Genomic DNA, 25,220 nt, shown 5'->3' on the forward strand with positions numbered 1-25,220 from the left:
CAATCGTTTCCAGTTTTGTTGAAAATGACTGTCATGAACGTACGCCGCCTCATACCCGCCACCGCCGTCGCCGGAGCCGTCGCCCTCGGCCTCACCGCGCTCTCCGCCTGCTCCTCCTCCGACGCGGCCGGCCACGGGAGCGCCGGCAAGCTGAACGTGGTGGCGTCCTTCTACCCGATGCAGTTCCTGGCCGAGAAGATCGGCGGCACGCATGTCTCCGTCACCCCGCTGACGAAGCCGGGCGTCGAGCCGCACGACCTGGATCTCACACCGCGCCAGATCGGCGGGCTGAGCGACGCCGACTACATCCTCTTCCTCAAGGGCGTCCAGCCGGCCGTGGACGACGCCGTCGGCCAGGCCGGTGTCAAGAACACCGTGGACGCCGCGAAGCTCACCACGCTCGAGAACCACGGCGCCGAGGTCGAGGGTCACGACCACGGCCACGAGGAGGGCGAGGAGCACGCGCACGAGGGCGAGGAGGCGGGCGCCGACCCGCACATCTGGCTGGACCCGGTGAAGTACGCCGAGGTCGCGAAGGGCGTCGGCACCTCCCTGGAGAAGGCCGACCCCGACCACGCCGCGGACTACCGCACGAACACGGATGCCCTCGTCACCGAGCTGAAGGCGCTCGACACGGCGTACGAAACCGGGCTGAAGGACACCGCGACCAAGACCTTCATCACCACACACTCCGCGTTCGGATACCTTGCCGAGCGCTACGGCCTCACCCAGGAGGGCATCGCCGGCATCGACCCCGAGGCCGAGCCCAGCCCCGCCCGGATCAACGAGATCCACGCCGTCGCCGACAAGAACAAGGCCACCACCGTGTTCTTCGAGACCCTCGCGAGCGACAGGACCGCCAAGACGCTGGCGAAGGACCTCGGACTGAAGACCGACGTCCTGGACCCGTTGGAGGGAATCACCGACTCCTCCAAGGGCGCTGACTACATCGAGGTCATGAAGTCCAACCTGGCCGCGCTCCAGAAGGCTCTCGGCGCGAAGTGACCCACGTCCCACCCGTACCGGTCGCAGCAGCATCGGAGGCGCTCATGCCCGAGCCCGGCAAGCCCGAACCCGTGATCAGCATGCGCGGCGCCACGGCGACGCTCGGTGCGCGTCCCGTGCTGCGCGGCGTCGATCTCACCGTCGACCGAGGTGAGGTCGCGGCACTGCTCGGCGCCAACGGATCGGGCAAGTCCACCGCCGTGCGCTCCGTCATCGGCCAGGTCCCGCTCACCGGCGGCACCGTCGAACTGTTCGGCACCCCGCTGCGCCGCTTCCGCCGGTGGGCCCGCATCGGTTACGTACCGCAGCGCACCACGGCGGCCGGCGGCGTCCCCGCCACGGTCCGTGAGGTCGTCTCCTCCGGGCGACTGTCGCGTACGAAGCTGAGGCTGCCGGGCAAGGCGGACCGGGCGGCCGTCGACCGTGCCATCGAGCTCGTCGGACTCACCGACCGGGCCAGGGACTCCGTGAACGCACTCTCCGGCGGGCAGCACCAGCGGGTCCTGATCGCCCGTGCGCTCGCCGCCGAGCCGGAACTGCTGATCATGGACGAGCCGATGGCCGGCGTCGACCTGGCCAGCCAGGAGATCCTCGCCGCGACACTGCGCGAGCAGGTCGCCGCCGGTACGACGGTGCTGCTCGTCCTGCACGAGCTCGGCGCGCTGGAACCGCTGATCGACCGGGCGATCGTGCTGCGCGACGGCTGCGTGACGCACGACGGACCGCCCCCCGAGGCCCTGGGCCAGCACGCGCTGCCCGGCCACGACCACGTACACCCCCACGCGGCCTCCGAGCCCGTCCGGACGGGACTGCTCACCTGATGCTGGAATTCCTCTCACCCCCGTTCATGCAGCGGGCCCTGATCGCGGCGGTCCTGGTCGGGGTCACCGCTCCCGCCATCGGCATCTTCCTGGTGCAGCGCCGCCAGGCCCTGATGGGCGACGGCATCGGACACATCGCGATGACCGGTGTCGGCCTCGGCTTCCTGCTCTCCACCAACCCCGTCTGGATGGCCACGCTCGTCGCCGTCGCGGGCTCGGTCGTCATGGAACTGGTCCGCTGGTACGGACGCACCCGCGGCGACATCGCCCTGGCCATGCTGTTCTACGGCGGCATGGCGGGCGGGGTGATGCTGATCAATCTCTCCGACACCGGCTCCAACGCCAACCTCACCTCGTTCCTCTTCGGCTCCCTGTCGACGGTCTCGGAGGAGGACGTCACCGCGATCGTCGTGCTGGCCGCCTTCGTGGTGCTGGTGACGGTGGGGCTTCGGCGGCAGCTGTTCGCAGTCAGCCAGGACGAGGAATTCGCCCGGGTCACCGGCCTTCCGGTGCGCGCGCTCAACCTGCTGGTCGCCGTGACGGCGGCGGTGACGGTGACCGTGGCGATGCGGGTCGTGGGCCTGCTGCTGGTCAGCGCCCTGATGGTGGTCCCGGTCGCGGCGGCGCAGCAGATCGCGAAGTCCTTCAAGGTGACGTTCGTACTGGCCGTCGTCATCGGTACGGCCGTGACCCTGGCCGGCACCGTGACCTCGTACTACCGGCCGGTACCGCCCGGCGCGACGATCGTGCTGCTGGCTATCGCCGTGTTCATCGCGCTGACCGCTCTTGCCACACCGCTGGCCCGCAGGCGCGCCCGTGGACGCAGAGCGGACGAGTCGGAGTGCACCCTGGAGGTACCGCGGGCCCGCACGGCCACGGACGACGTCCGTGTGTGACGTGTCGACCGTGCCGCCGGGACGGGCTGGCACAATGGCCCGACATACGTACGGGCGACACGAGGAGGCACCTGTGGCCACGGCGCCGATCAGTGGCACGAACGCGGCCCCGGTACGCGGCCGGTCCACCAAGCAGCGGGCGGCGGTCGCCGCGGCGCTCGACGAGGTGAACGAGTTCCGCAGCGCCCAGGATCTGCACGATGTACTCAAGCACCGGGGTGATTCGGTCGGGCTGACGACGGTGTACCGCACCCTGCAGTCCCTCGCCGACGCGGGCGAGGTCGACGTCCTGCGGACGACGGACGGCGAGGCGGTCTACCGGCGCTGCTCGACAGGTGATCATCATCACCATCTGGTGTGCCGGGTCTGCGGCAAGGCCGTCGAGGTCGAGGGACCCGCCGTGGAGCAGTGGGCCGAGACGATCGCCTCGCAGCACGGCTATGTGAACGTGGCCCACACGGTGGAGATCTTCGGGACCTGCGCGGAGTGCGCGTCACCCACCGAGTAGCTGCCCGGAGGTCTGCGGGGGCGCCCCGGAAGCCTCAGACTCTCGTCGGACGGCGGTCGAATATCCCGCGCAGCCGGTCGACCGCGGCCGGGCCGTCGGCCCCGCGCTTGGCGAGCAGGGCCACCGCGATGGCGTTGCGGTCGTCACCGAGCAGGACGAAGAGCCCGTCGGTCTCCAGGTACCGCGGCTGCGCGGCCCAGCCGAAGGAGCCGCTGGAGTGGTCCATGGTCACGGTCAGGCCGTCCTCGTCCACCCGGACGCGGGACTCGCCCTGCCGCTTGACATAGCCCCAAAGCTGACGAGCCGTCAGTCACGGGTCCAGGAACATCAGCGGGCCCGTGATGCCCGCCAGCGCGTACATCGGCAGCGGGAAGTCGACGTCCAGCCCCGCCTCCAGCGCCACCAGCACGGCTGCCAGCGCCAGCAAAAGCCCTCCGAGCAGTCTGTGGCGCCTGCCCTCCGCGCTGACCCTGCTGCGGGCCCGCAGCGCCCTGGTGCAGTCCCGGGCGGTCAGCCGGAACCTCAGCTCGACCGCCCCCTGCCCCACGACATCCGGTTCCTGCGGCACGGCCCCTCCGGCATCCGGTGCCTGCGACACAGCCCCTCCCCTGCTCGACGGGCCATGATCGTGTCGACCGGGTCGGGCGACCGGCCCCCGGCCCGTCGGCGCCTCTTCCTGGGCCCCGGCGTCAGCTGCTGGTGATCTCCTCCGCGCCGCCGAAACGGCGGTCGCGCCGGGCGAATTCCAGACAGGCCCGCCACAGGTCCCGGCGGTCGAAGTCCGGCCACAGGACGTCCTGGAAGACCATCTCCGCGTACGCGCTCTGCCAGATCAGGTAGTTGGACGTGCGCTGCTCGCCGCTGGGACGTACGAAGAGGTCGACGTCCGGCATGTCCGGGTAGTAGATGTACTTCGCGAACGTCTTCTCGTTGACCTTCGACGGGTCGAGCTTTCCGGCCGCGACATCCTGTGCGATGCGCTGCGCGGCGTCGGCGATCTCGGCCCGGCCACCGTAGTTGACGCAGAAGTACAGCGTCATCCTGTCGTTGTCCTTGGTCTGCTCCTGGGCGACCTGGAGCTCCTGGACCACGGACTTCCACAGCTTCGGCATACGGCCGACCCAGCGGATCCGGATGCCGAGCTCGTCCATCTCGTCGCGCCGGCGGCGGATGACGTCGCGGTTGAAGTTCATCAGGAACTTCACCTCGTCCGGCGAGCGCTTCCAGTTCTCCGTGGAGAAGGCGTACAGCGAGAGGTTCTTGACGCCCATCTCGATACAGCCCTTGAGGACGTCCATGACGACGCCCTCGCCGACCTTGTGGCCCTCGGTCCGCGGGAGGCCCCGCTCCTTGGCCCAGCGGCCGTTGCCGTCCATCACGACCGCGACGTGCTTGGGAACCAGCTCGCCGGGGATCTTCGGCGGGGTGGCGCCGGAGGGGTGCGGCTCGGGGGTCTTGTACTCGCGTCGGCTACGGCCACCGAGAATCCCGCGTACTGCCATGAGCTCTCTCGTCTCCCTGTGTCACTTCTCTACGTACCGCAGCGAGCGCAGCCCGCGCTCCAGATGCCAGTGCAGATAGGCGGACACCAGTCCGCTGCCCTCCCTGACATGACGCGCCTCGGACGCGTCCGCCGTCTCCCAGTCACCGGTGAGCAGTGCGCTCAGCAGTTCGAGGGCCTCCGCTGAGGGTACGACGCTGCCGGGCACCCGGCAGTCGCCGCATATGACGCCGCCCGCCCCGACGGAGAAGAACCGGTTCGGGCCGGGCATTCCGCACTTGGCACAGTCGTCGAAGCTGGGGGCGTAGCCGTTGACCGCGAGGGAACGCAGCAGGAACGCGTCGAGGATGAGGTTCGGCGCGTGTTCGGCGCGCGAGAGTGTGCGCAGCCCGCCCACCAGCAGCAGGTACTGCTGGACCGCGGGCTCGCCCTCGTGGTCGGTGAAGCGTTCGGCGGTCTCCAGCATCGCGGTGCCGGCGGTGTAGCGGCCGTAGTCGGAGACGATGCCGCCGCCGTACGGGGCGATCGTTTCGCTCTGGGTGCACAGGGGAAGGCCGCGGCCGACGAGTTCACTGCCGCGTGCGAAGAACTGCACGTCCACATGGGAGAAGGGTTCGAGCCGCGCCCCGAATTTGGACTTGGTGCGCCGCACTCCGCGCGCGACGGCACGCACCCGGCCGTGGCCGCGGGTCAGGATCGTGATGATCCGGTCGGCCTCGCCCAGCTTCTGCGTGCGCAGCACGACGCCGTCGTCCCGGAACAAGCTCATGCGCCCATTGTCGCGCACCGGGACGAACGTCCGTCGGCGGTCCTCATTCCTGGTGGCCCGCGGGTACGACCAGACCGGACTCGTAAGCGATGATCACCAGTTGTGCCCGGTCCCGGGCGCCCAGTCTGCCCATGATCCTGCTCACATGTGTCTTCGCGGTGAGCGGGCTGAGGCCCAGGGTCTCGGCGATCTCCGTGTTGTTCAGTCCGCGCGCGACGAGGCCGAGAACCTGGCGCTCGCGGTCCGAGAGACGGTCCGGACCGCCTGTCGCCCCGGTGACCGGAGCGCGGGGAGCGCTGAGCACCCGGGCGATGAGCCGGGCGGTCGGGCCCGGGGAGAGCAGGGACTCCCCCGCGGCCACCGTCCTGATGGCGGCGAGGAGTTCGGCGGGCCGGGTGTCCTTGACCAGGAAGCCGGACGCGCCCGCGCGCAGTGCCTCCACGACATGGTCGTCGGTGTCGTACGTCGTCAGCACGAGCACCTTCACCCCGGCGAGGTCCTCGTCGGCTGCGATACGGCGGGTGGCCTCGATGCCGTCGAGCTCGGGCATCCGGATGTCCATGACGACGAGGTCGGCCCGTGCCGAGCGGGCCTTCTCGACCGCCTCCAGGCCGGTACCGGCCTCGGCGACGACGGTCATGTCCGGGTCGGACCCGACGAGCATCGCGAAGGCGGCCCTGACGAGGGTCTGGTCGTCGGCGAGAAGGACCCTGATCATCGTGCGGTCTCCCTCGTGTCGGCGGCGGCCGCCGCACGCTCCTCGCCCCGGGGCCCGGGCAGCGGCAGAACCGCCGCGACTTCGAAGCCGCCCCCGGGAAGGGGTCCCACGGCCAGTGTGCCGCCCGAACTGCGTGCGCGTTCCCGCATCCCCACGATTCCGAATCCGGGCCCGGAGGCGCCCCCCTCGGGGCTTCCCTGGGCCGGGCCGCCCGGCCCGGAGCCGCTGCCCGCACCGTCGTCGGTGACCGTGACCCGCAGGGCGGGACTGCCGGATTCCGGTTCCACGGCGACCCTGATCCGTACCCCGGGCCCCGCGTGCCGCACGGCGTTGGTCAGTGACTCCTGCACGATCCGGTACGTGGCGGCACCGGTCGCCGGGGCGATTCCGCTCGCCGGGGCCCGCAGGGAGAGCTCCACCGTCGCTCCGGCCGCCTCCGCAGCCCGTACGAGACCGGGCAGGGCGACCAGGCCCGGCAGCGGCCCGTCGCTCTCGTCGGAGTCCGCCCGCAGTACCTGGAGGGTGGTCCTCAGTTCGGCGCGGGCCTCCCGGCAGGTCCCCGCGATGTCGTCGAGGGCCCGCGCGACGGCTTCGCGGTCCAGGCGCTCCGGGTCGACGGTCAGGATGTGCGAGGCCACGGAGGTCTGCACCCCGATGACGGTGATGCTGTGGGCCAGCAGGTCGTGCAGATCACGGGCGATCCGCAGCCGCTCCTCGGTGACCCTGCGCCGGGCCTCCTCCTCCCTGGTGCGTTCGGCCCGTTCCGCGCGCTCCACCATGGAGGCGACGTACCGGCGGTAGAACCGCACGTCCACGCCGAAGAACAGCACGGCGATGATCCAGCCGGAGATCCGCAGCAGTTCGAGCCCCTGGTGGGCGTCGATGGCCGACACCACCGACACCATCGCGCCGAGCACGACACCGCCGGTGAGCAGGGTGCGCAGCGGACGGCCGGTCACCGCCACGGTGTAGAGCGCGATGAAGGTCTGCGGCATCGGTGCCGAGTGGGCGTTGTCCATCCCGTGGTACGCCATGAGGACCGGGATCATCGTGAGCAGAACGACGACGGGGTTGCTGCGGCGCCACACCAGCGGCACGGCACCGGCCAGGAGCAGGACCCAGCCGACCGCGTCGGGGATCCGTCCGTCGTCGGTGACGAGGGCGAGCACGACGGACAGCGCACCGGCGCCCCCGGCGATGAGGGCGTCGGTGCGCAGCTTGTGCGGCGCGGCCAGGGGGTCGCGGTTGACGACGGCCAGGACGCGCTCGCTGCGGCGCGTGGTTCGGGTTGCGGACACGCTGCCATCCTCGGTCGGTTGCACGGTTCCCGTCAGCGGGTCGTCGCGAGTTCCGGTGTGCGGGGGTGGTCCGTGGCGGGCCTGCGGCCGAGTGCGCCGGGCCACCACACCCTGCGTCCCAGAGCCACGCTCGCCGAGGTCACCAGATACGTGCGGACCAGGAAGGTGTCCAGGAGCACACCGACCGCGATGACGAAGCCCATCTCGACCAGGGCCGCCATCGGCATGCTCGTGAGCACGGTGAAGGTGGCCGCGAGCACCAGGCCCGCGGAGGCGATGACCCCGCCGGTCGTGCGCAGCGCGGTGAGCGCGGCGGCCGCCGGTTCGGCTCCGGACAGGCATTCCTCCCGCATGCGGTGCAGGAGGAAGATCCCGTAGTCGACGCCGAGCGCGACCAGGAAGACGAAGGACAGCAGGGGAAGTCCGGGGTCGGTGCCCTCGAGGCCGAGGAGCGGCTCGAAGACGAGTCCCGCGATGCCGAGCGAGGCTCCCCAGACCGCGACGACGGCGGCGACGAGCAGCAGCGGGGCGACGAGGCTCCGCAGCAGCACGATCAGGATCAGCAGGACGGAGAGGATGACGAGCGGCACGACGAGCTTCAGGTCACGGGCACTGGTCTTCTCCAGGTCCATCTGCTGGGCGCCGGGCCCGCCTACGTGGCTGCCGTCCAGACCGCTGCGCAGGGCCCTGATGGTGGCCTGCTCCCCCGCCGATTCGGGCGGGTCCTGGGCCGTGACGGACAGCTCGGTCCAGCCGCCGCCGCTGCGTCCTCGCTCGGCGCCCGCGACGCCTTCGGTCGTACGGGCCGCCGCCAGCGTCTCGTCCGCCCGGCCGGTGGGGGTGATCACGGTGATCGGCTGGGTGGAGCGCTCGGGGTAGGCGGCGGAGAGGGTCTCCATCGTGGTGATGGACTCGGGCTTGCTGGTGAAGGAGTCCTCCTGCTTGAGGTCGCCGGGCAGGCTGAACACGCCGAGCGCCAGTGCGCCGAGCAGCACTCCTCCGGAGACGAGCACGGCGACCGGCCTGCGTCCGGCGGAGCTGCCCATGGCGGTGAAGAGCGACCGGCGCTGCCTGGGGGTGCTGCCGTAGGCGGGAACGAGCGGCCAGAAGACGCGGCGGCCCAGGAGCACGAGGAGCGCCGGCAGCAGGGTCATCATGGCGAAGAGGGCGCACAGCACCCCGACGGCTGCGATGGGTCCCATGCCTCGGCTGCTGTTGAGGTCTGCGGCGAGCAGGCACAGGAGTCCGGCTGCGACGGTGCCCGAGGAGGCGACGACGGCGGGCCCGCAGCCGCGCAGGGCGGCGGCCATGGCGTCGCGGGGCCGTGCCCAGCGGCCCAGTTCCTCGCGGTAGCGGGCCACGAGCAGCAGGGCGTAGTCGGTGCCCGCGCCGAAGACCAGGATGGTCATCACACCCGAGCTCTGACCGCTGACCGTGATGTCGAGGCCCTGGTTGAGCCCGTACACCACTGCCATCGAAAGGACGTCGGCGAGCCCCGCGACGACAAGGGGCACCAGCCAGAGGAACGGGCTGCGGTAGATCAGGATCAGCAGGATCGCGACGACGCCGACGGTCGTGTAGAGCAGCGGGCCGTCCAGGGACGTGTAGACCTCCTGGGCGTCGCTGATCAGCGCCCCCGGGCCGCCGACCTCGACGCTCAGCCCGCCGCTCCCCTCGGCGATCGCGCGTACCTCGCCGACGAACGCGGTTCTGGCTTCCTCGTCCTGGCCCGGCTCGGTCGAGGAGAGCGGGAACATCAGAGTCGTCCCGTCCTTGGACCCGATGCCTTCGGGGGCGCCGGAGAGCGTGTGGCCACGCGCGATCGCGGCGGTCTGTTCGCCGGCCGTGGCCCGGTCTGCCGCGGTCAGTCCACCGTCCCGGTGGTAGACGAGGACGAGGTCGGTGGACTCGCCGCCGGGCAGGGTGTCCTGGATCTTCGCGACCTGCGTCGAGTCCGCGCCCGCCGGCAGATAGTCGACGGCGCGGTCACGCTGTACGTCCCCGAGCTTGCCGGCGAACGGCCCCACGACAGCGATCAGCGCGACCCAGAAGGCGACGATCACCCAGGGCAGCGCCTGTCGCAGCCGTGACCTCCGCTCCGGCTGCGGTCGCCTGCCGCTCATTTCCGTTTCGGCCCTCATGACGTGGGCCCTCCCCTCCTGGACGGTGTCGGTCCTGTCCAGACTCCCGTCCGGGGAAGGCCGATTCGTCGCGCGCGGGAGGGACATCGCCGTTACTGCCAGGGGTGGCGCAGCGCACCGCGGTACTTCCTGGGGAGTACCGCGGTGCCCTCTACGAAGGCGTACGCGCGGCTGCCGCGAGCAGCTCGGCGGTATCGCCGGGGCAGAGCTGGAGCGCGCCGCCCACCGTCGTCAGCACCTCGCGTTCGGCCGGGCTGTACGGTCCGTCGGCGAGCGCGATCCTGGCGCCCTGCAGCAGGACCACCTCGCGTCCGGCCGTGGCCAGGTGCGGGGCGAGCGGCTTCAGCACCTCGTGCAGCTCGATGGCGAGGGCGGCGCCGCAGGCCTCGGCGGCGGGATCGGTGCCGTCGCCGTGGCCGGTGTCCGCCGCGAGTACCTCGACGATGGTGAACAGCTGTTCCTGGGTGCAGTCGTCGAGACCGGCGTCGCGGACGGTGGCCGCCGCGGTCTCCAGGACCGTTCGGGAGGTGGTTCCGCCCGCGGCCAGCACGGCGAGCGTGACGGTGTGCACGGCCTCCCGGAGCATGGCGGAGAACCGGGTGGTGGTGGGGTGGTCGAGGGTGTCGGTGGGGAAGTGGTCCCGGCAGGCGGCGCATTCGATCACGGGGCCCGCGGCGCCGCGCCGCAGCAACGGCATGCCGAGCACGGTGAAGCGGTTGCGGCCCGTAAGACGCCGGTAGTTGCGGTCGCCTCCGCAGCCGGGGCAGAAGAACTCCCCGTCACCCGTGGTGTCCCATACGGTGCGGATGCCGCAGATACGCAGTCTTATGGCGCGTTGTCCTTTGGCTGACCGCACGTCGCACACCTCCGTAACGCTCCGGCAACATTGCCGCGTTGGACGTGATGTTAGCCACATGCGTGATGTGGCGTCAGTATCCCGGGTGTCACAACACCCGGAGATGGCCGAACCCCGCCCACCCTCGGCGGGTGGACGGGGCTCCTGAACCGGGTGGTTCCGCGACGTGTCGGACGTATCCCCGAAGGGCCGGCGGAGCCGTCAGCGCGTCGCGCGGTTGACCGCGGAGACGACCGCCTTGAGTGAGGCGCGGGTGGTGTTGGCGTCGATACCGATGCCCCACAGCACCTTGCCGTCGATCGCGCACTCGATGAAGGAGGCGGCCTGGGCGCTCGCGCCCTCGCTCATCGTGTGCTCGGTGTAGTCCAGCAGGCGCGCGTCGATGCCGATGGCCTGCAGCGCTTCGAAGAACGCGGAGATCGGACCGTTGCCGGTACCGGTCAGCACGGTGTCCGAGCCGTCGACGGTCGCCTCGACGGTGAGCGTGTCCTTGCCGTCGGTGTCGGTCGTGGTCTGGCCGGAGCGGATCTGTACGCGTCCCCAGGCGTTCTCCGGGTTGGGCAGGTACTCGTCCTGGAACGTGGACCAGATCTGCGTCGGCGTGACCTCGCCGCCCTCGGCATCGGTCTTGGCCTGAATGATCCGGGAGAACTCGATCTGCATCCGGCGCGGCAGGTCCAGCTTGTGGTCGTTCTTCAGGACGTAGGCGATTCCGCCCTTGCCGGACTGCGAGTTGACCCGGATGACGGCCTCGTACGAGCGGCCGACGTCCTTCGGGTCGATCGGCAGGTACGGCACCGCCCACTCGAGATCGTCGACGGTCACGCCCTCGCCCCGGGCGGCCGCGTCGGCCTCCATGGCGTCGAAGCCCTTCTTGATGGCGTCCTGGTGGGAGCCGGAGAAGGCGGTGTAGACCAGGTCGCCCGCGTAGGGGTGGCGCGGGTGGACCTCCATCTGGTTGCAGTACTCGCTGGTGCGGCGGATCTCGTCGATCTGCGAGAAGTCGATCTGCGGGTCGACGCCCTGGGAGAACAGGTTCATGCCCAGGGTGACCAGGTCGACGTTCCCGGTGCGCTCGCCCTGACCGAACAGGCAGCCCTCGATGCGGTCGGCACCCGCCATGATCGCCAGCTCGGCGGCGGCGACGGCGGTACCGCGGTCGTTGTGCGGGTGGACCGACAGGCAGACGTACTCGCGGCGGCTCAGGTTGCGCGACATCCACTCGAACCGGTCCGCATGTGTGGACGGCGTCGAACGCTCCACGGTGGCGGGCAGGTTCAGGATGATCTCGCGGCCCTCCTCCGGCTGCCAGACGTCACAGACGGCCTCGCAGACCTCCAGGGCGAAGTCCAGCTCGGTGTCGGTGAAGATCTCCGGGCTGTACTGGTAGCCGAAGATCGTCTCGTCGCCCAGGATCTTGTCCGCGTACTCCATGACCAGCCGCGTGCCGTCCACGGCGATCTGCTTGACCTGCTCCTTCGAGCCGCGGAAGACCACACGGCGGAAGGTGGGCGCGGTGGCGTTGTACAGGTGGACGGTGGCGCGGTGGGCACCGACCAGCGACTCGACGGTCCGCTCGATCAGTTCCTCGCGGGCCTGCGTCAGGACGGAGATCGTCACGTCCTCGGGGATCGCGCCCTCTTCGATGATGGAGCGCACGAACGCGAAGTCGGTCTCGCCGGAGGACGGGAAGCCGACCTCGATCTCCTTGTAGCCCATGGTCACCAGCAGGTCGAACATCTCGCGCTTGCGGGCCGGCGACATCGGGTCGATCAGTGCCTGATTGCCGTCGCGCAGATCGGTGGACAGCCAGCGGGGCGCCCGGGTGATGCGGTTGTCCGGCCAGGTGCGGTCGGAGATGTCCACGGCCTCGTACCCGCGGTACTTGTGGACCGGCATCCCGGAGGGCTTCTGGAGCTGCGTCGCGTTGGTGACCGGAGTGGGCCCGCCCACGGGGGCAGCTGCGTCGTCGGCGTTCACGGAGTGCGCAGCGGGATTTACGGCAGTCATGGCGTAGGGCTCCTAGGAGGTCCAGCAGGGGCGGCCGACTGTGTCGCTGCAGCAGCGAACTCCGCGGGGAGGGAGCCGGCCTACGACTACAGGCCCTCGCCGCGGCAGCTAAGAAGGAGCAGCCCGAAACGCATGATGCGGCAACACTAACCGAGAGGCGCCCGATGCGTCGGTCCGTATCAGTATGCGGGATCGAATCACCATGAGGGCAAAACGGTGACTCATCACTCTATTTCGTCAATCACCATCGCAACCAGTGACAGTCCGGTGACGGAGTGCCACAGTCATTTGCATGCAGCCTCGACCGAACCACGGGTTCCACCCCGTCTTCTGCACCATCGTGCCGCCCCATGTCCTCGACAAGCTGTCCCAGGCCGACGACCCGCGCCTGGCCGACCCCGCGCGCCGCACCCTGGAAGCCGACGGGGCCCGGCGCGACCGTCGCCGGATGACCGCGCTGGCCCACACACCCGAGGTCCCGCTCACCTCGGACCCGGTCCCCTCCAAACCCCACCGGACCCTGTACGACTGCCGCCACGGCACGGACCTGCCGGGCCACAAGGTCCGCGACGAGGGCGACGAAGCCACCCAGGACGCCAGCGTCAACCGTGCGTACGCGGGGCTCGGCGCCACCTTCGAGCTGCTCCTCACGGCGTACGGCCGCAGCTCGATCGACGGCAAAGGGCTGCCGCTGATCGGCTCCGTGCACTACGACGAGAAGTACAACAACGCGTTCTTCGACGGCGAGCAGATGGTCTTCGGCGACGGGGACGGGGAGATCTTCCTCGACTTCACCGTCGCCATCGACGTGATCGCCCACGAGCTGGCGCACGGGCTGACCCAGCACACGGCCAACCTGGCGTACCAGGGCCAGTCGGGCGCGCTCAACGAATCGGTGTCCGACGTGTTCGGCTCCCTGGTCAAGCAGTACTCGCTCGGCCAGAGCGCGGAACAGGGCGACTGGCTGATCGGCGCGGGACTGCTCGCGCCCCGTGTCAGCGGTGTCGCGCTGCGCTCGATGAAGGCTCCGGGCACGGCGTACGACGACGACGTGCTCGGCAAGGACCCGCAGCCCGCATCGATGGACGACTACATCGAGACGGACGAGGACAACGGCGGGGTGCATCTCAACTCCGGCATCCCCAACCGGGCGTTCTACCTGCTGGCCACGGCGCTCGGCGGCAACGCGTGGGAGCGGGCCGGCCAGATCTGGTTCGACGTCCTGACCGGGGGCGGGCTGGCCCAGGACGCGGAGTTCGCGGACTTCGCCCGGCTGACGGTCGCTGCGGCGCGGAGCCGTTTCGGGGAGGGCGACGAGGCGGAGGCGGTGCTGAAGGCCTGGTCGGAGGTGGGCGTTCCGACCAGATGAGCGGGTAGGAACCAGAGCCAGTGGGCAGGAGCGGGGCCGTCCGGGCGGATCAGACAGGAGCCGGTGCGCAATGCGGATTCAGGTGAGCCGGACCGGCGGGTTCGCCGGCATCGCACGCCAGGGCGAGGTCGACACCTCGGGACGGCCCGACGCCGCGGAGTGGGAGACCCTGGCCGAGGCGGCGCTGGCCGCAGGCCGGGGCGGTCCGCCGGCGGGAGTGCCCGACGGTTTCCGCTACCGGATCACGGTCGGCGACCGGACCGTACACTGCGCGGACCCCCGCCTGACCGAGGAGCAGCGAACGCTGATCGCACGGATCCTCGAAGAGGGCGCGTAGAAAGAGGGCACCCGGACGGGCGGCCCGCCCGCCCGGTGCCGCTCAGAAACCGAGCTTGCGCAGCTGCTTGGGGTCCCGCTGCCAGTCCTTGGCGACCTTCACATGCAGGTCCAGGAAGACCGGCGTGCCCAGCAGTGCCTCGATGTGCTTGCGCGACTTCGTGCCGACGTCCTTCAGCCGCTGGCCCTTGGGGCCGATGATGATGCCCTTCTGGCTGGGGCGCTCGATGTAGACGTTCGCGTGGATGTCGAGCAGCGGCTTGTCCGCGGGGCGGTCCTCGCGGGGCAGCATCTCCTCGACGACGACCGCGATGGAGTGGGGCAGCTCGTCCCGTACGCCTTCGAGTGCGGCCTCCCGGATCAGCTCCGCGACCATGACCATCTCGGGCTCGTCGGTGAGGTCGCCCTCCGGGTAGAGCGGGGGGCTCTCGGGGAGCAGCGGGGCGATCAGGTCGGCCAGCAGGCCGACCTGCTGGTCCTTGACCGCGGAGACCGGGATGATCTCCGCCCATTCGAAGCCGAGCTCCTCGCCGGCGCGGGAGACGGCCAGCAGCTGCTCGGCGAGCGCCTTGGAGTCGACCAGGTCGGTCTTGGTGATGATCGCGATCTTCGGGGTCTTCTTGATCCCGGCGAGTTCCTTGATGATGAACTTGTCGCCGGGGCCGAGCTTCTGGTCGGCGGGCAGGCAGAAGCCGATGACGTCGACCTCGGCCCAGGTGGTCCGTACGACGTCGTTCAGCCGCTCCCCGAGCAGTGTGCGCGGCTTGTGGAGACCCGGCGTGTCCACCAGGATCAGCTGCGCGTCCGCACGGTGCACGATGCCTCGCACCGTGTGCCGGGTGGTCTGGGGGCGGTTGGAAGTGATCGCCACCTTCTGACCGACCAGAGCGTTCGTGAGGGTGGACTTGCCCGCGTTGGGGCGGCCCACGAAGCAGGCGAAGCCGGCCCGGTGGGGGGCGTTGTTCTCAGCCTGCTGCGCAGCAGCTTCTGTGTTCGGTCGAGCGCTCATGGCGCCCATTCTCCCCGATCCCGGCGCCGGCGTTGCACAGCAGGGCGCTTCCGCCCCGGTTCAGCCCGCGGCCACCGTGCTCCGCAGCGTCCCGTCGGGCCCGGCGAGCAGCACGGGTGTGTCGGGTCCTCCCAGGTCACGGACGGCCGCCCGGTCCTGTGCCGAGGGGGTCCCGGCCTCGGAGACGACCGCGGCAGCCTCCAGGGATGTGGCACCGCCGGCCACCGCCATGGCGACGGCGGTCTGCAGCGCACTGAGATTGAGCGACTCCAGGGCCACGGTGCCCGCGGCGTACGTACGTCCCGTCTCGTCCCGTACCGCGGCGCCCTCCGGCACTCCGTTGCGGGCGCGGACGCTGCGGGCCAGCGTGACGATCTTGCGGTCCTCGGGGCCGAGGTCGGTGCTATCGGTCATGTGCTGAGCATACGAAGGGGGCGGGCACCCACCCCTCAACGGGGTCCGGTCACCCGGGCACGGGGTACATCGAGCCACGTCGTCCCTCGGGCGAGGCCAGCCACTGGAGCTTGGCCTCCGTACCGGTGTCGGGCAGCGGGGTGTGCAGCACGATCACCAGGTCCGGGCGGGCCGGTACCCGCAGCTGGGTGGATTCCACGCTGAGGGTGCCGACGAGCGGATGCTGCAGTTCCTTGCGGACCTGGCCGCCCGGGGCGACATCGCGCTGGTCCCAGAGCGCGGCGAATTCGGGGCTGAGCTCCTTCGCCTCGGCGACGACGGCACGGAATCCGTCGTCCTCGGGCTGGTCCGAGCACACGGCCCGGAACTGCGCGACCACCTGGGGTGCGATCGCTTCCCAGTGTTTCGACCTGGCCCGGTAGACCGGGTCGGTGAAGAAGGCGACCATGCAGTTCTGCACGATTCCGGGGCGCATACCGAGCACCATCGAGGCCGCGTCGTTGTAGAGCACGGTGTTCCAGTACCGGTCCATGATGTGGGCGGGGAACGGCATCCAGGCGTCGATGAGCCTGCTCAGCCCCGCACACATGTCCCGGTCGGCCGGATCGACCTCGGGCGCGGGCGGGTTGAGGCCCGCCAGGGCGTAGAGATGACGGCGCTCCGCGCTGTTGAGCCGCAGCACCCGCGCGACGGAGTCCAGGACCTGCGGCGACACGGTGATGTCGCGGCCCTGTTCCAGCCACTGGTACCAGGAGACGCCGACGCCCGCGAGGACGGCGACCTCCTCGCGGCGCAGCCCGGGGGTGCGCCTGCGGGCCCCGCCGTCCGGCAGTCCCGCCTCGGCCGGGGTGACCCTGGCCCTGCGGCTCATCAGGAACTCCCGCAGTTCGGCGAGGCGGTGCGCCTTGTCGTCGGCGGTGCTGCGGACCGTGGTGCTGTTCTGGGCCGGTGAGGCCACGTACTCCCCCTGGTGTCCGTGTCCGTGTGTGCGCCTGCCTGGTGGTGCGGCCAACAGGATAAGTTCCCGCTCCCCACGGATATTCCGACGGCTCCAGGCTGTTGCACATGGCGATCGAAACCCCAACCACCGCACCCGTCGGCACCGCTGACCCCGTGAACCCCGCACCGGCCCGGCTCTCGGGCCGGGCCCGTCTGGTGCTCTTCGTCCTGTGCGCCGCCCAGTTCATGGTGGCACTCGACTTCTCCGTACTGAACGTGGCACTGCCCGTCCTCGGCAAGGACCTGGGGCTCAGCCGGTCGGGGCTCCAATGGGCCGTCACGGCGTTCGCCCTTCCGTCCGGTGGCTTCCTGCTGCTCTTCGGCCGGATCGCCGATCTCTACGGCAGGCGCAGGCTGTTCCTCACCGGCCTCGCCCTGTTCGGGGCGTCCTCGCTGCTGGCGACGCTGGCCTGGGACCCCGCGTCGTTCCTCGCCGGACGGGCGCTGCAGGGGCTCGGTGCGGCCGTGATCGTGCCGACCGGGATGTCCCTGCTGACCACGACGTTCCCGGAGGGGCCGCTGCGGGACCGCGCCCTGGGGATCAGCGGCACCCTGCTCTCGCTGGGCTTCACCGTCGGCATGGTGGCCGGCGGTGTGCTCACCGACACGCTGGGCTGGCGCTCCACGATGGGGCTGCTCGCCCTCGCCTCGGTGATCGTGCTCGTCCTGGCACCGAAGGTGCTCGCCGAGTCGCGGACGCCGGACCGGCCGAAGCTGGACGTACCCGGTGCCGTGACCGTCACCGGCGGTCTGCTCGCGCTGATCTACTCACTGTCGACGGCGGCCCGGCGCGGCTTCGGCGACGCGGACGTCCTGGTCACGCTCGTCGTGGGGGTGGCTCTCCTGGCAGCCTTCGGGGTCGTCGAGTCCCGTTCGACCGCCCCGCTGGTCTCTCTTCCGATGCTGCGCCGCCGCACGGTGGCGTTCGGCAACCTGGGCGGTCTGGCGACCTTCTCGATGATGAGCACCGTCGTCTTCGTGCTCACCCTGTACCTCCAGGAGGTGCTGAGCCTCTCCGCCTTCGCGACGGGCCTGGTCTTCGGCGTGCAGGGCGCGATGTCCGTGGTCGCCGGCCTGTACGCGCCCCGGATCATCGGCCGGATCGGCGCCCGGCGGACCCTGGTCGTGTCGCTGCTGGGCCAGGGCGTCTTCATCGGGGCGCTGCTCGGTCTGGGCGAGGACTCGGGTGTCCTGCTCGCGACGGTGGCCGTCTCGCTGGCCAGCATGTTCCACCTGGGCGCGATCATCTCGTACGGGGTGACGGTGACGTCCGGCGTCCCGGACGAGGAGCAGGGCTTGGCGACCGGTCTGGTCACCACGACGCAGCAGGTGGGGCTGACGGTCGGCATCCCGCTGCTGGGGGTGCTGGCGACCACCCAGGGCTCGCTGTTCGACGGGGTGCGGCTGGTGGCGGAGGCCGCCGCGCTGATCCTGATCGCGGCGGGCGTCGCGGTGGCGGCCGGCCTGCGCCGGCCCGCCTGAGCTCCTGCCGCTACGGCTACGGCCGGTCCAGCCGGAGGCGCTCCGCCTTCGGGAGGCCGGCCACCACCAGGTCGTAACTGTCCTCGACGAGCTCCCGGACCATCCGGCCCGGGAGACCGGAGACCGTCACCGTGTTCCAGTGCCGCTTGTTCATGTGCCAGCCGGGCACGATCGCGGCATGCTCCTCCCGGAGGCGTACCGCGTCGTCCGGGTCGCACTTGAGGTTGACCGTCAGCGGCCGGGCGTCCAGCGCGCTGAGGGCGAACATCTTCCCGAGTACCTTGAAGACCGAGGTCTCGGGGCCGAAGGGGAACTCCTCGGCACTCGCGTTGAACTCCAGGCAGAACGCCCGCAACTCCTGGGGAGTCATCCCGATTCCGTTCCCTCCGGTTCCACCAGCACGGTGACGATCTTGTTCCGGCGGCCCGCCGGGGACTCCGCGGTCAGCCGGAGCCTGCGGCCGTCGGGGAGGTCGACCGCCGACGAGGCACCGGCGATCGGAACCCGCCCGAGCGCCTTCGCCAGCAGGCCTCCGACCGTCTCCACGTCCTCGTCGTCGTACTCGTCGAGGCCGAACAGCTCTCCGAGGTCGCCGATGTCGAGCCGTGCGGTCACCCGGAAGCAGCCGTTCTCCAGCGCCTGGACCGGCGGGAGTTCACGGTCGTACTCGTCGGTGATCTCACCGACGATCTCCTCGAGGATGTCCTCGATGGTGACGATGCCCGCCGTGCCGCCGTACTCGTCGATGACGACCGCGACGTGGCTGCGCTCCTGCTGCATCTCGCGCAGCAGGTCACCGGCGTTCTTCGTGTCGGGAACGAACGCGGCGGGGCGCATCGCCGTGGAGACCAGGTCGGCCTCCGCGTCCCGGTTGACGTGCGTCTTGCGGACCAGGTCCTTGAGGTAGACGATGCCGACGATGTCGTCCTCGTTCTCCCCGGCGACCGGGATCCGTGAGAAGCCCGAGCGCAGGGCGAGGGTCAGGGCCTGGCGGACCGTCTTGTAGCGCTCTATGCAGACCAGATCGGTGCGGGGCACCATCACCTCGCGTACGAGGGTGTCGCCGAGCTCGAAGACCGAGTGCACCATGCGGCGTTCCTCGTCCTCGATGAGCGACTCCTGCTCGGCGAGGTCGACCATCGCGCGCAGTTCGGCCTCGCTGGCGAAGGGGCCCTTGCGGAAGCCCTTGCCGGGAGTCAGCGCATTGCCGATGAGGATCAGCAGCTGCGGGATCGGGCCCATGATCCTGGCCAGCGGCAGCAGGACGTACGCCGCCGCCGTGGCCGTGTTCAGCGGGTGCTGGCGGCCGATGGTGCGCGGCGAGACCCCGATGGCGACGTAACTGACGAGGACCATCACGCCCATGGCGACGGCCAGCGCCTCCCAGGTCTCCGGGAACTCCTTCAGGCAGGCGTACGTGACGAGCACCCCGGCCGACATCTCGCAGGCGACCCGCACGAGCAGGGCCACGTTGAGATAGCGGGTGGGATCATCGGCGACCTGCACCAGCTTGTCGCTGCCGCGTCGGCCGGCCCGGACGGCCCCCGCTGCCCGGAAGCTCGACGTCCGGGCGATCCCGGCCTCGGCGCAGGCCGCCAGCCAGCCGACGACGAGCAGCACGACGACACCGGTGACGAGGGGAACACTCACGAGACGGTGGGGGCGGGGGACGGCCCGGTCAGCCCGCGCTCACCGCGCCAGCCGTCGACGATCGCCGCCTGCAGGCCGAACATCTCGGCCTTCTCGTTCGGCTCCTCGTGGTCGTATCCGAGTAGGTGCAGCACTCCGTGGACGGTGAGCAGCTGCAGCTCCTCGTCCATGGAGTGCCCGGTGTCCGCGTCTTCGCCCTGCTGCTTCGCGACCTCCGGGCAGAGCACGATGTCACCGAGGAGCCCCTGCGGGGGCTCCTCCTCGTCCTTGGACGGGGGACGGAGTTCGTCCATCGGGAAGGACATGACATCCGTCGGGCCGGGGAGGTCCATCCACTGGATGTGGAGCTGCTCCATGGCCGCGGTGTCGACCACGATCACCGAGAGTTCGGACAGCGGGTGGATCCGCATCCGGGCGAGCGCGTAGCGGGCGATGTCGAGGATCGCCTGCTCGTCGACCTCGGTTCCGGACTCGTTGTTGACGTCGATCGACATGGTGCGGTGCGACTACTTCCCGTTGCGGCCGTCTCGGCCCTCTGCGTTGTCGTACTTCTCGTACGCGTCGACGATACGGCCGACCAGCTTGTGCCGGACGACATCCTCGGAGGTGAGCCGGGAGAAGTGCACGTCCTTGACACCCTCCAGGATCTCCTGCACCTGACGCAGACCGCTCTTCGTCCCGCTCGGGAGGTCGACCTGGGTGACGTCACCTGTGACGACGATCTTCGAGTCGAAGCCGAGCCGGGTGAGGAACATCTTCATCTGCTCGGCGCTGGTGTTCTGCGCCTCGTCCAGGATGATGAAGGCATCATTCAGAGTCCGGCCCCGCATGTACGCCAGCGGCGCCACCTCGATCGTGCCCGCCGCCATCAGCCGCGGGATCGAGTCGGGGTCGAGCATGTCGTGCAGTGCGTCGTACAGCGGGCGCAGATACGGGTCGATCTTGTCGAAGAGCGTGCCGGGCAGGAAGCCGAGCCGCTCGCCCGCCTCGACGGCGGGCCTGGTCAGGATGATCCGGCTGACCTGCTTGGACTGCAGGGCCTGGACCGCCTTGGCCATGGCGAGATAGGTCTTGCCGGTACCTGCCGGTCCGATACCGAAGACGATGGTGTGCTTGTCGATCGCGTCGACGTATCGCTTCTGGTTGAGCGTCTTGGGGCGGATCGTGCGGCCGCGGCTGGAGAGGATGTTCTGGGTGAGCACCTCGGCGGGGGTCTCGGCGCCGTCCCCGTTGCCGTTCCCGCTCGCCCTGAGCATGGCGATCGAGCGTTCCACAGCGTCCTCCGTCATCGGCAGCCCGGTGCGGAGCACCAGCACCATCTCGTCGAACAGGCGCTGGATGAGGGCGACGTCCGCCGCGCTTCCAGTCGCGCTTATCTCATTGCCCCGGACATGGATGTCGGCGGCCGGGAACGCCGTTTCGATCACGCGCAGCAGCGAGTCACCCGATCCCAGGAGCATCACCATGGGGTGTGCGGCCGGAATCCTGATCTGGGCACGCGCCTGCGGCTGTGTAGGTGACTGAGTCATGGGCCGGCCCTCGGGCCTGCACATACCTCCCGTTGCAGGGCAGTCGCTGCTCGACGGCCTCTGGAGTACCAGCGTACGACTCCGCACGGACAACACCGAGAGGTTTTACCGGGCGATCATCAGCCCTTCACTGTCGGAAGCCGATGGTCGGGACGGCCCGGCGCAGCGGCCATGCCCGGCTCGCGGCCGGCAGCAGCTCCGAGAGGAACGCGTACCGCTCCAGCGCCGCCGGGTCCTGGTCGGCGCAGGCGCGTACCTGCTGCCACCAGCCGGCGACCTCCGCCCAGCCGGGCGCGGACAGCGATCCGCCGAACTCCTGCACCGAGAGGGCGGCGGTCAGTCCGGCGAAGGCGAGGCGGTCGGCCAGCGGCCAGCCGGCCAGGGTGCCGGTGACGAACCCGGCGACGAACACGTCGCCGGCCCCGGTGGGGTCCAGGGACTCCACCTCGATGGCGGGCACCTCCGCGGCGGTCCCGGTCGCCCGGTCCACCGCGTACGCGCCTTCCGCGCCCAGGGTGACCACGGCGAGGGGCACCCGCTCGGTCAGGGCGTGGGCGGCGGCGCGCGGGCAGTCGGTGCGGGTGTAGCGCATGGCCTCCTCGGCGTTGGGCAGGAAGGCCAGGCAGTACCGCAGGTCGGGAAGGGCGTCCAGGTCCCAGCGGCCGGTCTCGTCCCAGCCGACGTCGGCAAAGACCAGAGCGCCGTCACGGGCCGCACCGGCCACCCACGGCTCGCTGCGGCCGGGGGTGAGCGAGGCGATGGCTGCGCGGGCGCGCGGCGGGCAGTGCGGGAACGTCCCACCGGGTGGCGGGGAGTCGGGAGCCGGCGCCTCGTGTCCGTGGGAGATCATCGTGCGCTCGCCCTCGTACGCCATGGAGACGGTGACCGGTGAGTGCCAGCCGGGAACCGTGCGCGACATCGACAGGTCGATGCGCTCGCCCTGTTCGAGGGCGTCCCAACAGTACTCCCCGTAGTGATCGTCGCCGAACGCGGCGGCCAGTGAGGTGCGCAGCCCGAGCCTGGCGAGCGCGGTGGCCATGTTGGCGACGCCCCCGGGGCTGGAACCCATCCCCCTGGCCCAGGACTCGGTGCCGCGCACCGGCGCGCTGTCCAGGCCGGTGAAGATGATGTCCAGGAAGACCGTGCCGGTCAGGAAGACGTCGCAGGCCGGGTCCTGCGGGGCGCGCAGCCCGAAAAGCGGGTCGATGCCTGGCTTGTCTGTGCTCACCGTGCGCTCCCCGGCCGTGGCAGATCTGAACAGTGCGAGATGCGGCCAGTTTGCCTGATCCGCTCCCGCAGTCCGGGAGTCCGCGCCGCCTCACATATAGCGACCCTGACCTGCACAAACATGCGCAGCTACCCGGTCATGAAGTGAATAAACTCGAAAGTGACCCAGATCACATCGTGACGGCTTTCCGTCCGCTGTGCGCGCTTGATACAAATTGGCCCGCGAGCACCGTTCGGGACAGTTGACGACGAGTCTCGCATTTCCCGCTTTTTATCGCTTTACCCTCCCCTGCGCCACCCCCGCATTGCCCTCCCCTGCCTTCTTCTGCCTCTTCTGGCATGTCTTCAGGAACGCCCATGTCCTCGCGCCCTCGCGCCGCGTGGCCCCTGGTCGCCGTGTTCACCGCCGGTTACCTCGCCGCCTATCTGCTCCCCACCATCGTCGGCCGTCTCAGCGCCTATCTGGAGCTGAGCTCCGCCCAGGCCGGACTGGTCGGCAGTGCCCTGCTACTGAGCTCGGCCTCGGCCGGTTTCACCCTGGCGGGACGCGTCGAGCGGTACGGGTCCCGGAGACCGGCGCGCGTCGGACTGGTGCTGGCCGCACTGGGCTACGGCTGCGCGGCGCTGACCGCTTCGGTGCCGCTGGTGGTCGCCGGTGTGGTGGCCGGCGGGTTCGGCTCCGGTACGGCGACCGCGGTCGCGGCGGCCGGCATCGCCGCGCAGCGCGATCCGCACCGGACCTCGTCCCTCGGGCTCCTCAGCGTCTCGGCGACGGCGGGCGTCCTCTACCTGACGATCCCCCACCTCGGCGGGGGCCACCGCCTGCCGTTCGCCTCGATCGCCCTGGTCGCGCTGCTCGTCTGGCCCGCCACGTCCCGGCTCGGCGGCTCATCACCCGTGGGCGCCGCCACGACCGTCCAGGGACGGCTGCCGCACCGGCGGTCGGGTCTGGTACTGGCGGGCGGAATGCTCGTCTGGTCCATGGCGCAGAACGCGCTGTGGGGGGTGAGCAGCCGGATCGGTTCCGTCCAGGTGGGGCTCTCCGAGGTGACCGTCGGAGCGGTGTTCGCCGCCGCGCTGGGAGCCGGGCTGCTCGGCGTCATGGGCGCCGGGATGCTGGGTGCACGGCTCGGCCGAGCCGTGCCGATCGGACTCGGGACGATGATCATCGCGGCGAGCATCGTGCTCAGCTCGTCGGCCGAGGGCCTCGGCGCCTTCGCGACCGGCGAGATCGTATGGAACATCTTCTACCCGGTGGTCCTGTCGTATCTGATCGGTCTGGCCGCCTCGCTCGATGTGCGGGGCCGCTGGGCGGTCCTCGCCGGTTCGGCGTCGTCCGTCGGTGTGGCCTGCGGGCCCGTCCTCGGCAGTGTGCTCTCCGAGCAGGCCGGCTACGCGGTCATGGGGCTGATCCTGGGGGCGGCCACGCTGCTGGTCGCGGCCCCCGTCACCGCTGTCGCACTGCACACCGGCGGGCGCCCGCTGGTACCCGGTTCGGTCCGGCGCAGGGGCGGCGCCCCGGCCGCGCTCCTCGCCGCCACGACCGGCAGCCTGTCCGGCGCGGTGCCCAAGCTGGGCGCGCCGGAGCAGGCCGTCACGGAGATCAGCGTGCCCGCGCTGCGCCGGAGGCGGCTGGTCAGGAGCGCGTTCCGGACAGCCGGCCCCGCGGGCGGGTCCGGTCAGTCGAACGCGTACGCCTCGACCTCGCAGAGGTAGCGCGCCCTGCGTTCCTCGTCGTGGTCGAGGAAGGCCGCCTCGAAGGAGTTGCGGGCAAGCGTGCGCAGCTGCTCGCGGTCCAGGCCGAGCGCCTCGTGGACGGCGTGGAAGGTGTCTCCGACGTATCCGCCGAAGTAGGCGGGGTCGTCGGAGTTCACCGTGCAGAGCAGCCCGGCGGCCATCATGGCCGGCAGCGGGTGGTCCTCCAGGGTGTCGACGGCGCGCAGCCTGACGTTGGACAGCGGGCAGAGCGTGAGCGGCACCCGGTCGGCGGCCAGCCGCTTCACCAGGTCCGGGTCCTCCATGCAGCGCAGCCCGTGGTCGATGCGCTCGACGCCCAGGACGTCCAGGGCCTCGCGGATGTAGGCGGGCGGGCCCTCCTCACCGGCGTGGGCGACCTTGCGCAGGCCGAGGGCCCCGGCGGCCTCGTAGACCTCACGGAACTTCGCGGGCGGGTGGCCGGCCTCCGCGGAGTCGAGTCCGACGGCGCTGATGCGGTGGAGGTACGGCTTCGCGGCCTCCAGGGTCTCCATCGCCGATTCCGCGGACAGATCGCGCAGGAAGCACATGATCAGCTGGGTGGAGATGCCGTGCGTCTCCTCGCTGCGCCCCAGCGCCCTGCCGAGCCCTTCGATGACCGTGCCGATCGGGACACCGCGGTCGGTGTGGGCCTGCGGGTCGAAGAAGATCTCCGCGTGGCGGACGCCCTGGGCGGCGGCGCGGGCGAGGTAGGCGTCGGCCAGTTCGGCGAAGTCGTCCTCGGTGCGCAGCACCGCCATGAGGGCGTAGTAGAGATCGAGGAAGCTCTGCAGGTCGTCGAAGAGGTAGGCGGTGCGCAGCTCTTCGGTGTCCGCGCAGGGCAGGTCCACCCCGTTGCGCGCGGCGAGTGCGAAGGCCAGCTCGGGTTCGAGGGTCCCTTCGATGTGGAGGTGGAGTTCGGCTTTGGGGAGGTGCACGGTGTTCTCG

The 25,220-nt window shown here is 70.5% G+C and carries 26 protein-coding genes; 8 read left to right on the top strand and 18 right to left on the bottom strand.

All coding sequences use genetic code 11. From position 1 onward, the window contains the following. Window positions 1–33: 33 nt before the first annotated feature. The 4 genes from ACFWBQ_RS33495 to ACFWBQ_RS33510 all read left to right on the top strand — a co-directional run bounded on the left by ACFWBQ_RS33495 (window position 34) and on the right by ACFWBQ_RS33510 (window position 3,230). Entirely contained in the window at window positions 34–1,005 is a 972-nt protein-coding gene (locus ACFWBQ_RS33495; RefSeq protein ID WP_385505943.1) for a metal ABC transporter substrate-binding protein, read from the top strand. Between the two features lie 44 nt (window positions 1,006–1,049). Next, window positions 1,050–1,826 (top strand): metal ABC transporter ATP-binding protein, encoded by a 777-nt coding sequence (locus tag ACFWBQ_RS33500; RefSeq protein WP_385505947.1) that lies wholly within the window; start codon window positions 1,050–1,052, stop codon window positions 1,824–1,826. Beyond that, window positions 1,823–2,722: a metal ABC transporter permease gene (locus ACFWBQ_RS33505; RefSeq protein WP_385506045.1), complete on the top strand. Its 900-nt coding sequence runs from the start codon at window positions 1,823–1,825 to the stop codon at window positions 2,720–2,722. The genes ACFWBQ_RS33500 and ACFWBQ_RS33505 overlap by 4 nt, the downstream gene beginning before the upstream one ends. 73 nt (window positions 2,723–2,795) lie before the next feature. Further along, window positions 2,796–3,230 (top strand): Fur family transcriptional regulator, encoded by a 435-nt coding sequence (locus ACFWBQ_RS33510; protein ID WP_385505950.1) that lies wholly within the window; start codon window positions 2,796–2,798, stop codon window positions 3,228–3,230. Between the two features lie 34 nt (window positions 3,231–3,264). On the opposite strand, the gene ACFWBQ_RS33515 is transcribed toward ACFWBQ_RS33510, so the two are convergent. The 9 genes from ACFWBQ_RS33515 to leuA form a co-directional block, all read right to left on the bottom strand. Continuing rightward, complete coding sequence (locus ACFWBQ_RS33515) at window positions 3,265–3,462, bottom strand: hypothetical protein (protein ID WP_385505952.1); 198 nt, start codon at window positions 3,460–3,462, stop codon at window positions 3,265–3,267. Window positions 3,463–3,540: 78 nt separating this feature from the next. Then, a complete protein-coding gene (locus ACFWBQ_RS33520; protein ID WP_385505955.1) occupies window positions 3,541–3,828 on the bottom strand; it encodes a hypothetical protein in 288 nt (95 codons plus the stop codon). 91 nt (window positions 3,829–3,919) lie between these two features. Next, complete coding sequence (locus tag ACFWBQ_RS33525) at window positions 3,920–4,732, bottom strand: isoprenyl transferase (protein WP_385505959.1); 813 nt, start codon at window positions 4,730–4,732, stop codon at window positions 3,920–3,922. Window positions 4,733–4,753: 21 nt separating this feature from the next. After that, window positions 4,754–5,500 carry a DNA repair protein RecO gene (recO, locus tag ACFWBQ_RS33530; RefSeq protein ID WP_385505962.1) on the bottom strand — a complete coding sequence of 249 codons (747 nt, stop codon included), beginning with the start codon at window positions 5,498–5,500 and terminating at the stop codon, window positions 4,754–4,756. A gap of 43 nt (window positions 5,501–5,543) precedes the next feature. After that, complete coding sequence (locus ACFWBQ_RS33535) at window positions 5,544–6,218, bottom strand: response regulator (protein WP_385505964.1); 675 nt, start codon at window positions 6,216–6,218, stop codon at window positions 5,544–5,546. Beyond that, window positions 6,215–7,516, bottom strand: a complete 1,302-nt coding sequence (locus ACFWBQ_RS33540) for a sensor histidine kinase (protein WP_385505967.1) — start codon at window positions 7,514–7,516, stop codon at window positions 6,215–6,217. Before ACFWBQ_RS33540 ends, ACFWBQ_RS33535 begins: the two co-directional genes overlap by 4 nt. Window positions 7,517–7,548: 32 nt before the next feature. Then, window positions 7,549–9,639 carry an MMPL family transporter gene (locus ACFWBQ_RS33545; protein WP_385506047.1) on the bottom strand — a complete coding sequence of 697 codons (2,091 nt, stop codon included), beginning with the start codon at window positions 9,637–9,639 and terminating at the stop codon, window positions 7,549–7,551. A gap of 169 nt (window positions 9,640–9,808) precedes the next feature. After that, window positions 9,809–10,513: a TerB family tellurite resistance protein gene (locus ACFWBQ_RS33550; protein WP_385505969.1), complete on the bottom strand. Its 705-nt coding sequence runs from the start codon at window positions 10,511–10,513 to the stop codon at window positions 9,809–9,811. A 201-nt stretch (window positions 10,514–10,714) separates the two neighbouring features. After that, window positions 10,715–12,523, bottom strand: coding sequence for a 2-isopropylmalate synthase (gene leuA / locus ACFWBQ_RS33555; RefSeq protein WP_385505972.1), 1,809 nt, complete (start codon window positions 12,521–12,523; stop codon window positions 10,715–10,717). A 292-nt stretch (window positions 12,524–12,815) separates the two neighbouring features. Between leuA and ACFWBQ_RS33560 the strand changes: the two genes are divergently transcribed. Both ACFWBQ_RS33560 and ACFWBQ_RS33565 read left to right on the top strand, forming a co-directional pair. After that, the gene (locus ACFWBQ_RS33560; protein WP_385505975.1) at window positions 12,816–13,892 is read left to right on the top strand and encodes a M4 family metallopeptidase; all 1,077 of its coding nucleotides are present in this window, start codon (window positions 12,816–12,818) and stop codon (window positions 13,890–13,892) included. 70 nt (window positions 13,893–13,962) lie between these two features. Then, window positions 13,963–14,229 (top strand): protealysin inhibitor emfourin, encoded by a 267-nt coding sequence (locus ACFWBQ_RS33565; RefSeq protein WP_385505978.1) that lies wholly within the window; start codon window positions 13,963–13,965, stop codon window positions 14,227–14,229. A gap of 42 nt (window positions 14,230–14,271) precedes the next feature. Here ACFWBQ_RS33565 and era read toward each other — a convergent pair whose 3' ends face one another. Genes era through ACFWBQ_RS33580 form a run of 3 tightly spaced genes read right to left on the bottom strand, consistent with a single transcriptional unit; the run spans window position 14,272 to window position 16,609 of the window. Continuing rightward, a complete protein-coding gene (gene era / locus ACFWBQ_RS33570; RefSeq protein ID WP_329211232.1) occupies window positions 14,272–15,246 on the bottom strand; it encodes a GTPase Era in 975 nt (324 codons plus the stop codon). Between the two features lie 51 nt (window positions 15,247–15,297). Then, entirely contained in the window at window positions 15,298–15,651 is a 354-nt protein-coding gene (locus tag ACFWBQ_RS33575) for a cytidine deaminase (RefSeq protein WP_385505982.1), read from the bottom strand. Between the two features lie 49 nt (window positions 15,652–15,700). After that, complete coding sequence (locus tag ACFWBQ_RS33580; protein WP_385505986.1) at window positions 15,701–16,609, bottom strand: helix-turn-helix transcriptional regulator; 909 nt, start codon at window positions 16,607–16,609, stop codon at window positions 15,701–15,703. Window positions 16,610–16,716: 107 nt separating this feature from the next. Between ACFWBQ_RS33580 and ACFWBQ_RS33585 the strand changes: the two genes are divergently transcribed. Further along, window positions 16,717–18,132, top strand: a complete 1,416-nt coding sequence (locus tag ACFWBQ_RS33585; RefSeq protein ID WP_385505989.1) for an MFS transporter — start codon at window positions 16,717–16,719, stop codon at window positions 18,130–18,132. 16 nt (window positions 18,133–18,148) lie between these two features. Here the strand turns inward: ACFWBQ_RS33585 and ACFWBQ_RS33590 are convergent, their stop codons facing one another. The 5 genes from ACFWBQ_RS33590 to ACFWBQ_RS33610 form a co-directional block, all read right to left on the bottom strand. Continuing rightward, entirely contained in the window at window positions 18,149–18,502 is a 354-nt protein-coding gene (locus tag ACFWBQ_RS33590) for an MmcQ/YjbR family DNA-binding protein (RefSeq protein ID WP_385505991.1), read from the bottom strand. Continuing rightward, a complete protein-coding gene (locus ACFWBQ_RS33595) occupies window positions 18,499–19,782 on the bottom strand; it encodes a hemolysin family protein (RefSeq protein WP_385505995.1) in 1,284 nt (427 codons plus the stop codon). Before ACFWBQ_RS33595 ends, ACFWBQ_RS33590 begins: the two co-directional genes overlap by 4 nt. Further along, window positions 19,779–20,276 carry an rRNA maturation RNase YbeY gene (gene ybeY, locus ACFWBQ_RS33600; protein ID WP_385505999.1) on the bottom strand — a complete coding sequence of 166 codons (498 nt, stop codon included), beginning with the start codon at window positions 20,274–20,276 and terminating at the stop codon, window positions 19,779–19,781. The genes ACFWBQ_RS33595 and ybeY overlap by 4 nt, the downstream gene beginning before the upstream one ends. 12 nt (window positions 20,277–20,288) lie before the next feature. Further along, complete coding sequence (locus tag ACFWBQ_RS33605) at window positions 20,289–21,311, bottom strand: PhoH family protein (RefSeq protein WP_385506001.1); 1,023 nt, start codon at window positions 21,309–21,311, stop codon at window positions 20,289–20,291. 127 nt (window positions 21,312–21,438) lie between these two features. Beyond that, entirely contained in the window at window positions 21,439–22,539 is a 1,101-nt protein-coding gene (locus tag ACFWBQ_RS33610; protein ID WP_385506004.1) for a carbohydrate kinase family protein, read from the bottom strand. Between the two features lie 356 nt (window positions 22,540–22,895). Between ACFWBQ_RS33610 and ACFWBQ_RS33615 the strand changes: the two genes are divergently transcribed. After that, entirely contained in the window at window positions 22,896–24,254 is a 1,359-nt protein-coding gene (locus tag ACFWBQ_RS33615; RefSeq protein WP_385506008.1) for an MFS transporter, read from the top strand. On the opposite strand, the gene ACFWBQ_RS33620 is transcribed toward ACFWBQ_RS33615, so the two are convergent. After that, on the bottom strand, window positions 24,218–25,210 hold the full coding sequence (locus tag ACFWBQ_RS33620) for an adenosine deaminase (RefSeq protein ID WP_385506010.1): 993 nt from the start codon (window positions 25,208–25,210) through the stop codon (window positions 24,218–24,220). The two genes, ACFWBQ_RS33615 and ACFWBQ_RS33620, sit on opposite strands and share 37 nt — an antisense overlap. Between the last annotated feature and the right edge of the window lie 10 nt (window positions 25,211–25,220).

The organism is Streptomyces sp. NPDC060035 (assembly GCF_042736635.1).
Classification (GTDB): Bacteria; Actinomycetota; Actinomycetes; order Streptomycetales; family Streptomycetaceae; genus Streptomyces.

Bases quoted from the DNA above. Each gene is read 5' to 3' on its own strand.
- ACFWBQ_RS33495 (WP_385505943.1), top strand. From the start codon at position 34: ATGAACGTACGCCGCCTCATACCCGCCACCGCCGTCGCCGGAGCCGTC.
- ACFWBQ_RS33500 (WP_385505947.1), top strand. From the start codon at position 1,050: ATGCCCGAGCCCGGCAAGCCCGAACCCGTGATCAGCATGCGCGGCGCC.
- ACFWBQ_RS33525 (WP_385505959.1), bottom strand. From the start codon at position 4,732: ATGGCAGTACGCGGGATTCTCGGTGGCCGTAGCCGACGCGAGTACAAG.
- recO (WP_385505962.1), bottom strand. From the start codon at position 5,500: ATGAGCTTGTTCCGGGACGACGGCGTCGTGCTGCGCACGCAGAAGCTG.
- ACFWBQ_RS33535 (WP_385505964.1), bottom strand. From the start codon at position 6,218: ATGATCAGGGTCCTTCTCGCCGACGACCAGACCCTCGTCAGGGCCGCC.
- ACFWBQ_RS33545 (WP_385506047.1), bottom strand. From the start codon at position 9,639: ATGAGCGGCAGGCGACCGCAGCCGGAGCGGAGGTCACGGCTGCGACAG.
- leuA (WP_385505972.1), bottom strand. From the start codon at position 12,523: ATGACTGCCGTAAATCCCGCTGCGCACTCCGTGAACGCCGACGACGCA.
- ACFWBQ_RS33560 (WP_385505975.1), top strand. From the start codon at position 12,816: ATGCAGCCTCGACCGAACCACGGGTTCCACCCCGTCTTCTGCACCATC.
- ACFWBQ_RS33565 (WP_385505978.1), top strand. From the start codon at position 13,963: ATGCGGATTCAGGTGAGCCGGACCGGCGGGTTCGCCGGCATCGCACGC.
- era (WP_329211232.1), bottom strand. From the start codon at position 15,246: ATGGGCGCCATGAGCGCTCGACCGAACACAGAAGCTGCTGCGCAGCAG.
- ACFWBQ_RS33575 (WP_385505982.1), bottom strand. From the start codon at position 15,651: ATGACCGATAGCACCGACCTCGGCCCCGAGGACCGCAAGATCGTCACG.
- ACFWBQ_RS33585 (WP_385505989.1), top strand. From the start codon at position 16,717: ATGGCGATCGAAACCCCAACCACCGCACCCGTCGGCACCGCTGACCCC.
- ACFWBQ_RS33590 (WP_385505991.1), bottom strand. From the start codon at position 18,502: ATGACTCCCCAGGAGTTGCGGGCGTTCTGCCTGGAGTTCAACGCGAGT.
- ybeY (WP_385505999.1), bottom strand. From the start codon at position 20,276: ATGTCGATCGACGTCAACAACGAGTCCGGAACCGAGGTCGACGAGCAG.
- ACFWBQ_RS33605 (WP_385506001.1), bottom strand. From the start codon at position 21,311: ATGACTCAGTCACCTACACAGCCGCAGGCGCGTGCCCAGATCAGGATT.
- ACFWBQ_RS33615 (WP_385506008.1), top strand. From the start codon at position 22,896: ATGTCCTCGCGCCCTCGCGCCGCGTGGCCCCTGGTCGCCGTGTTCACC.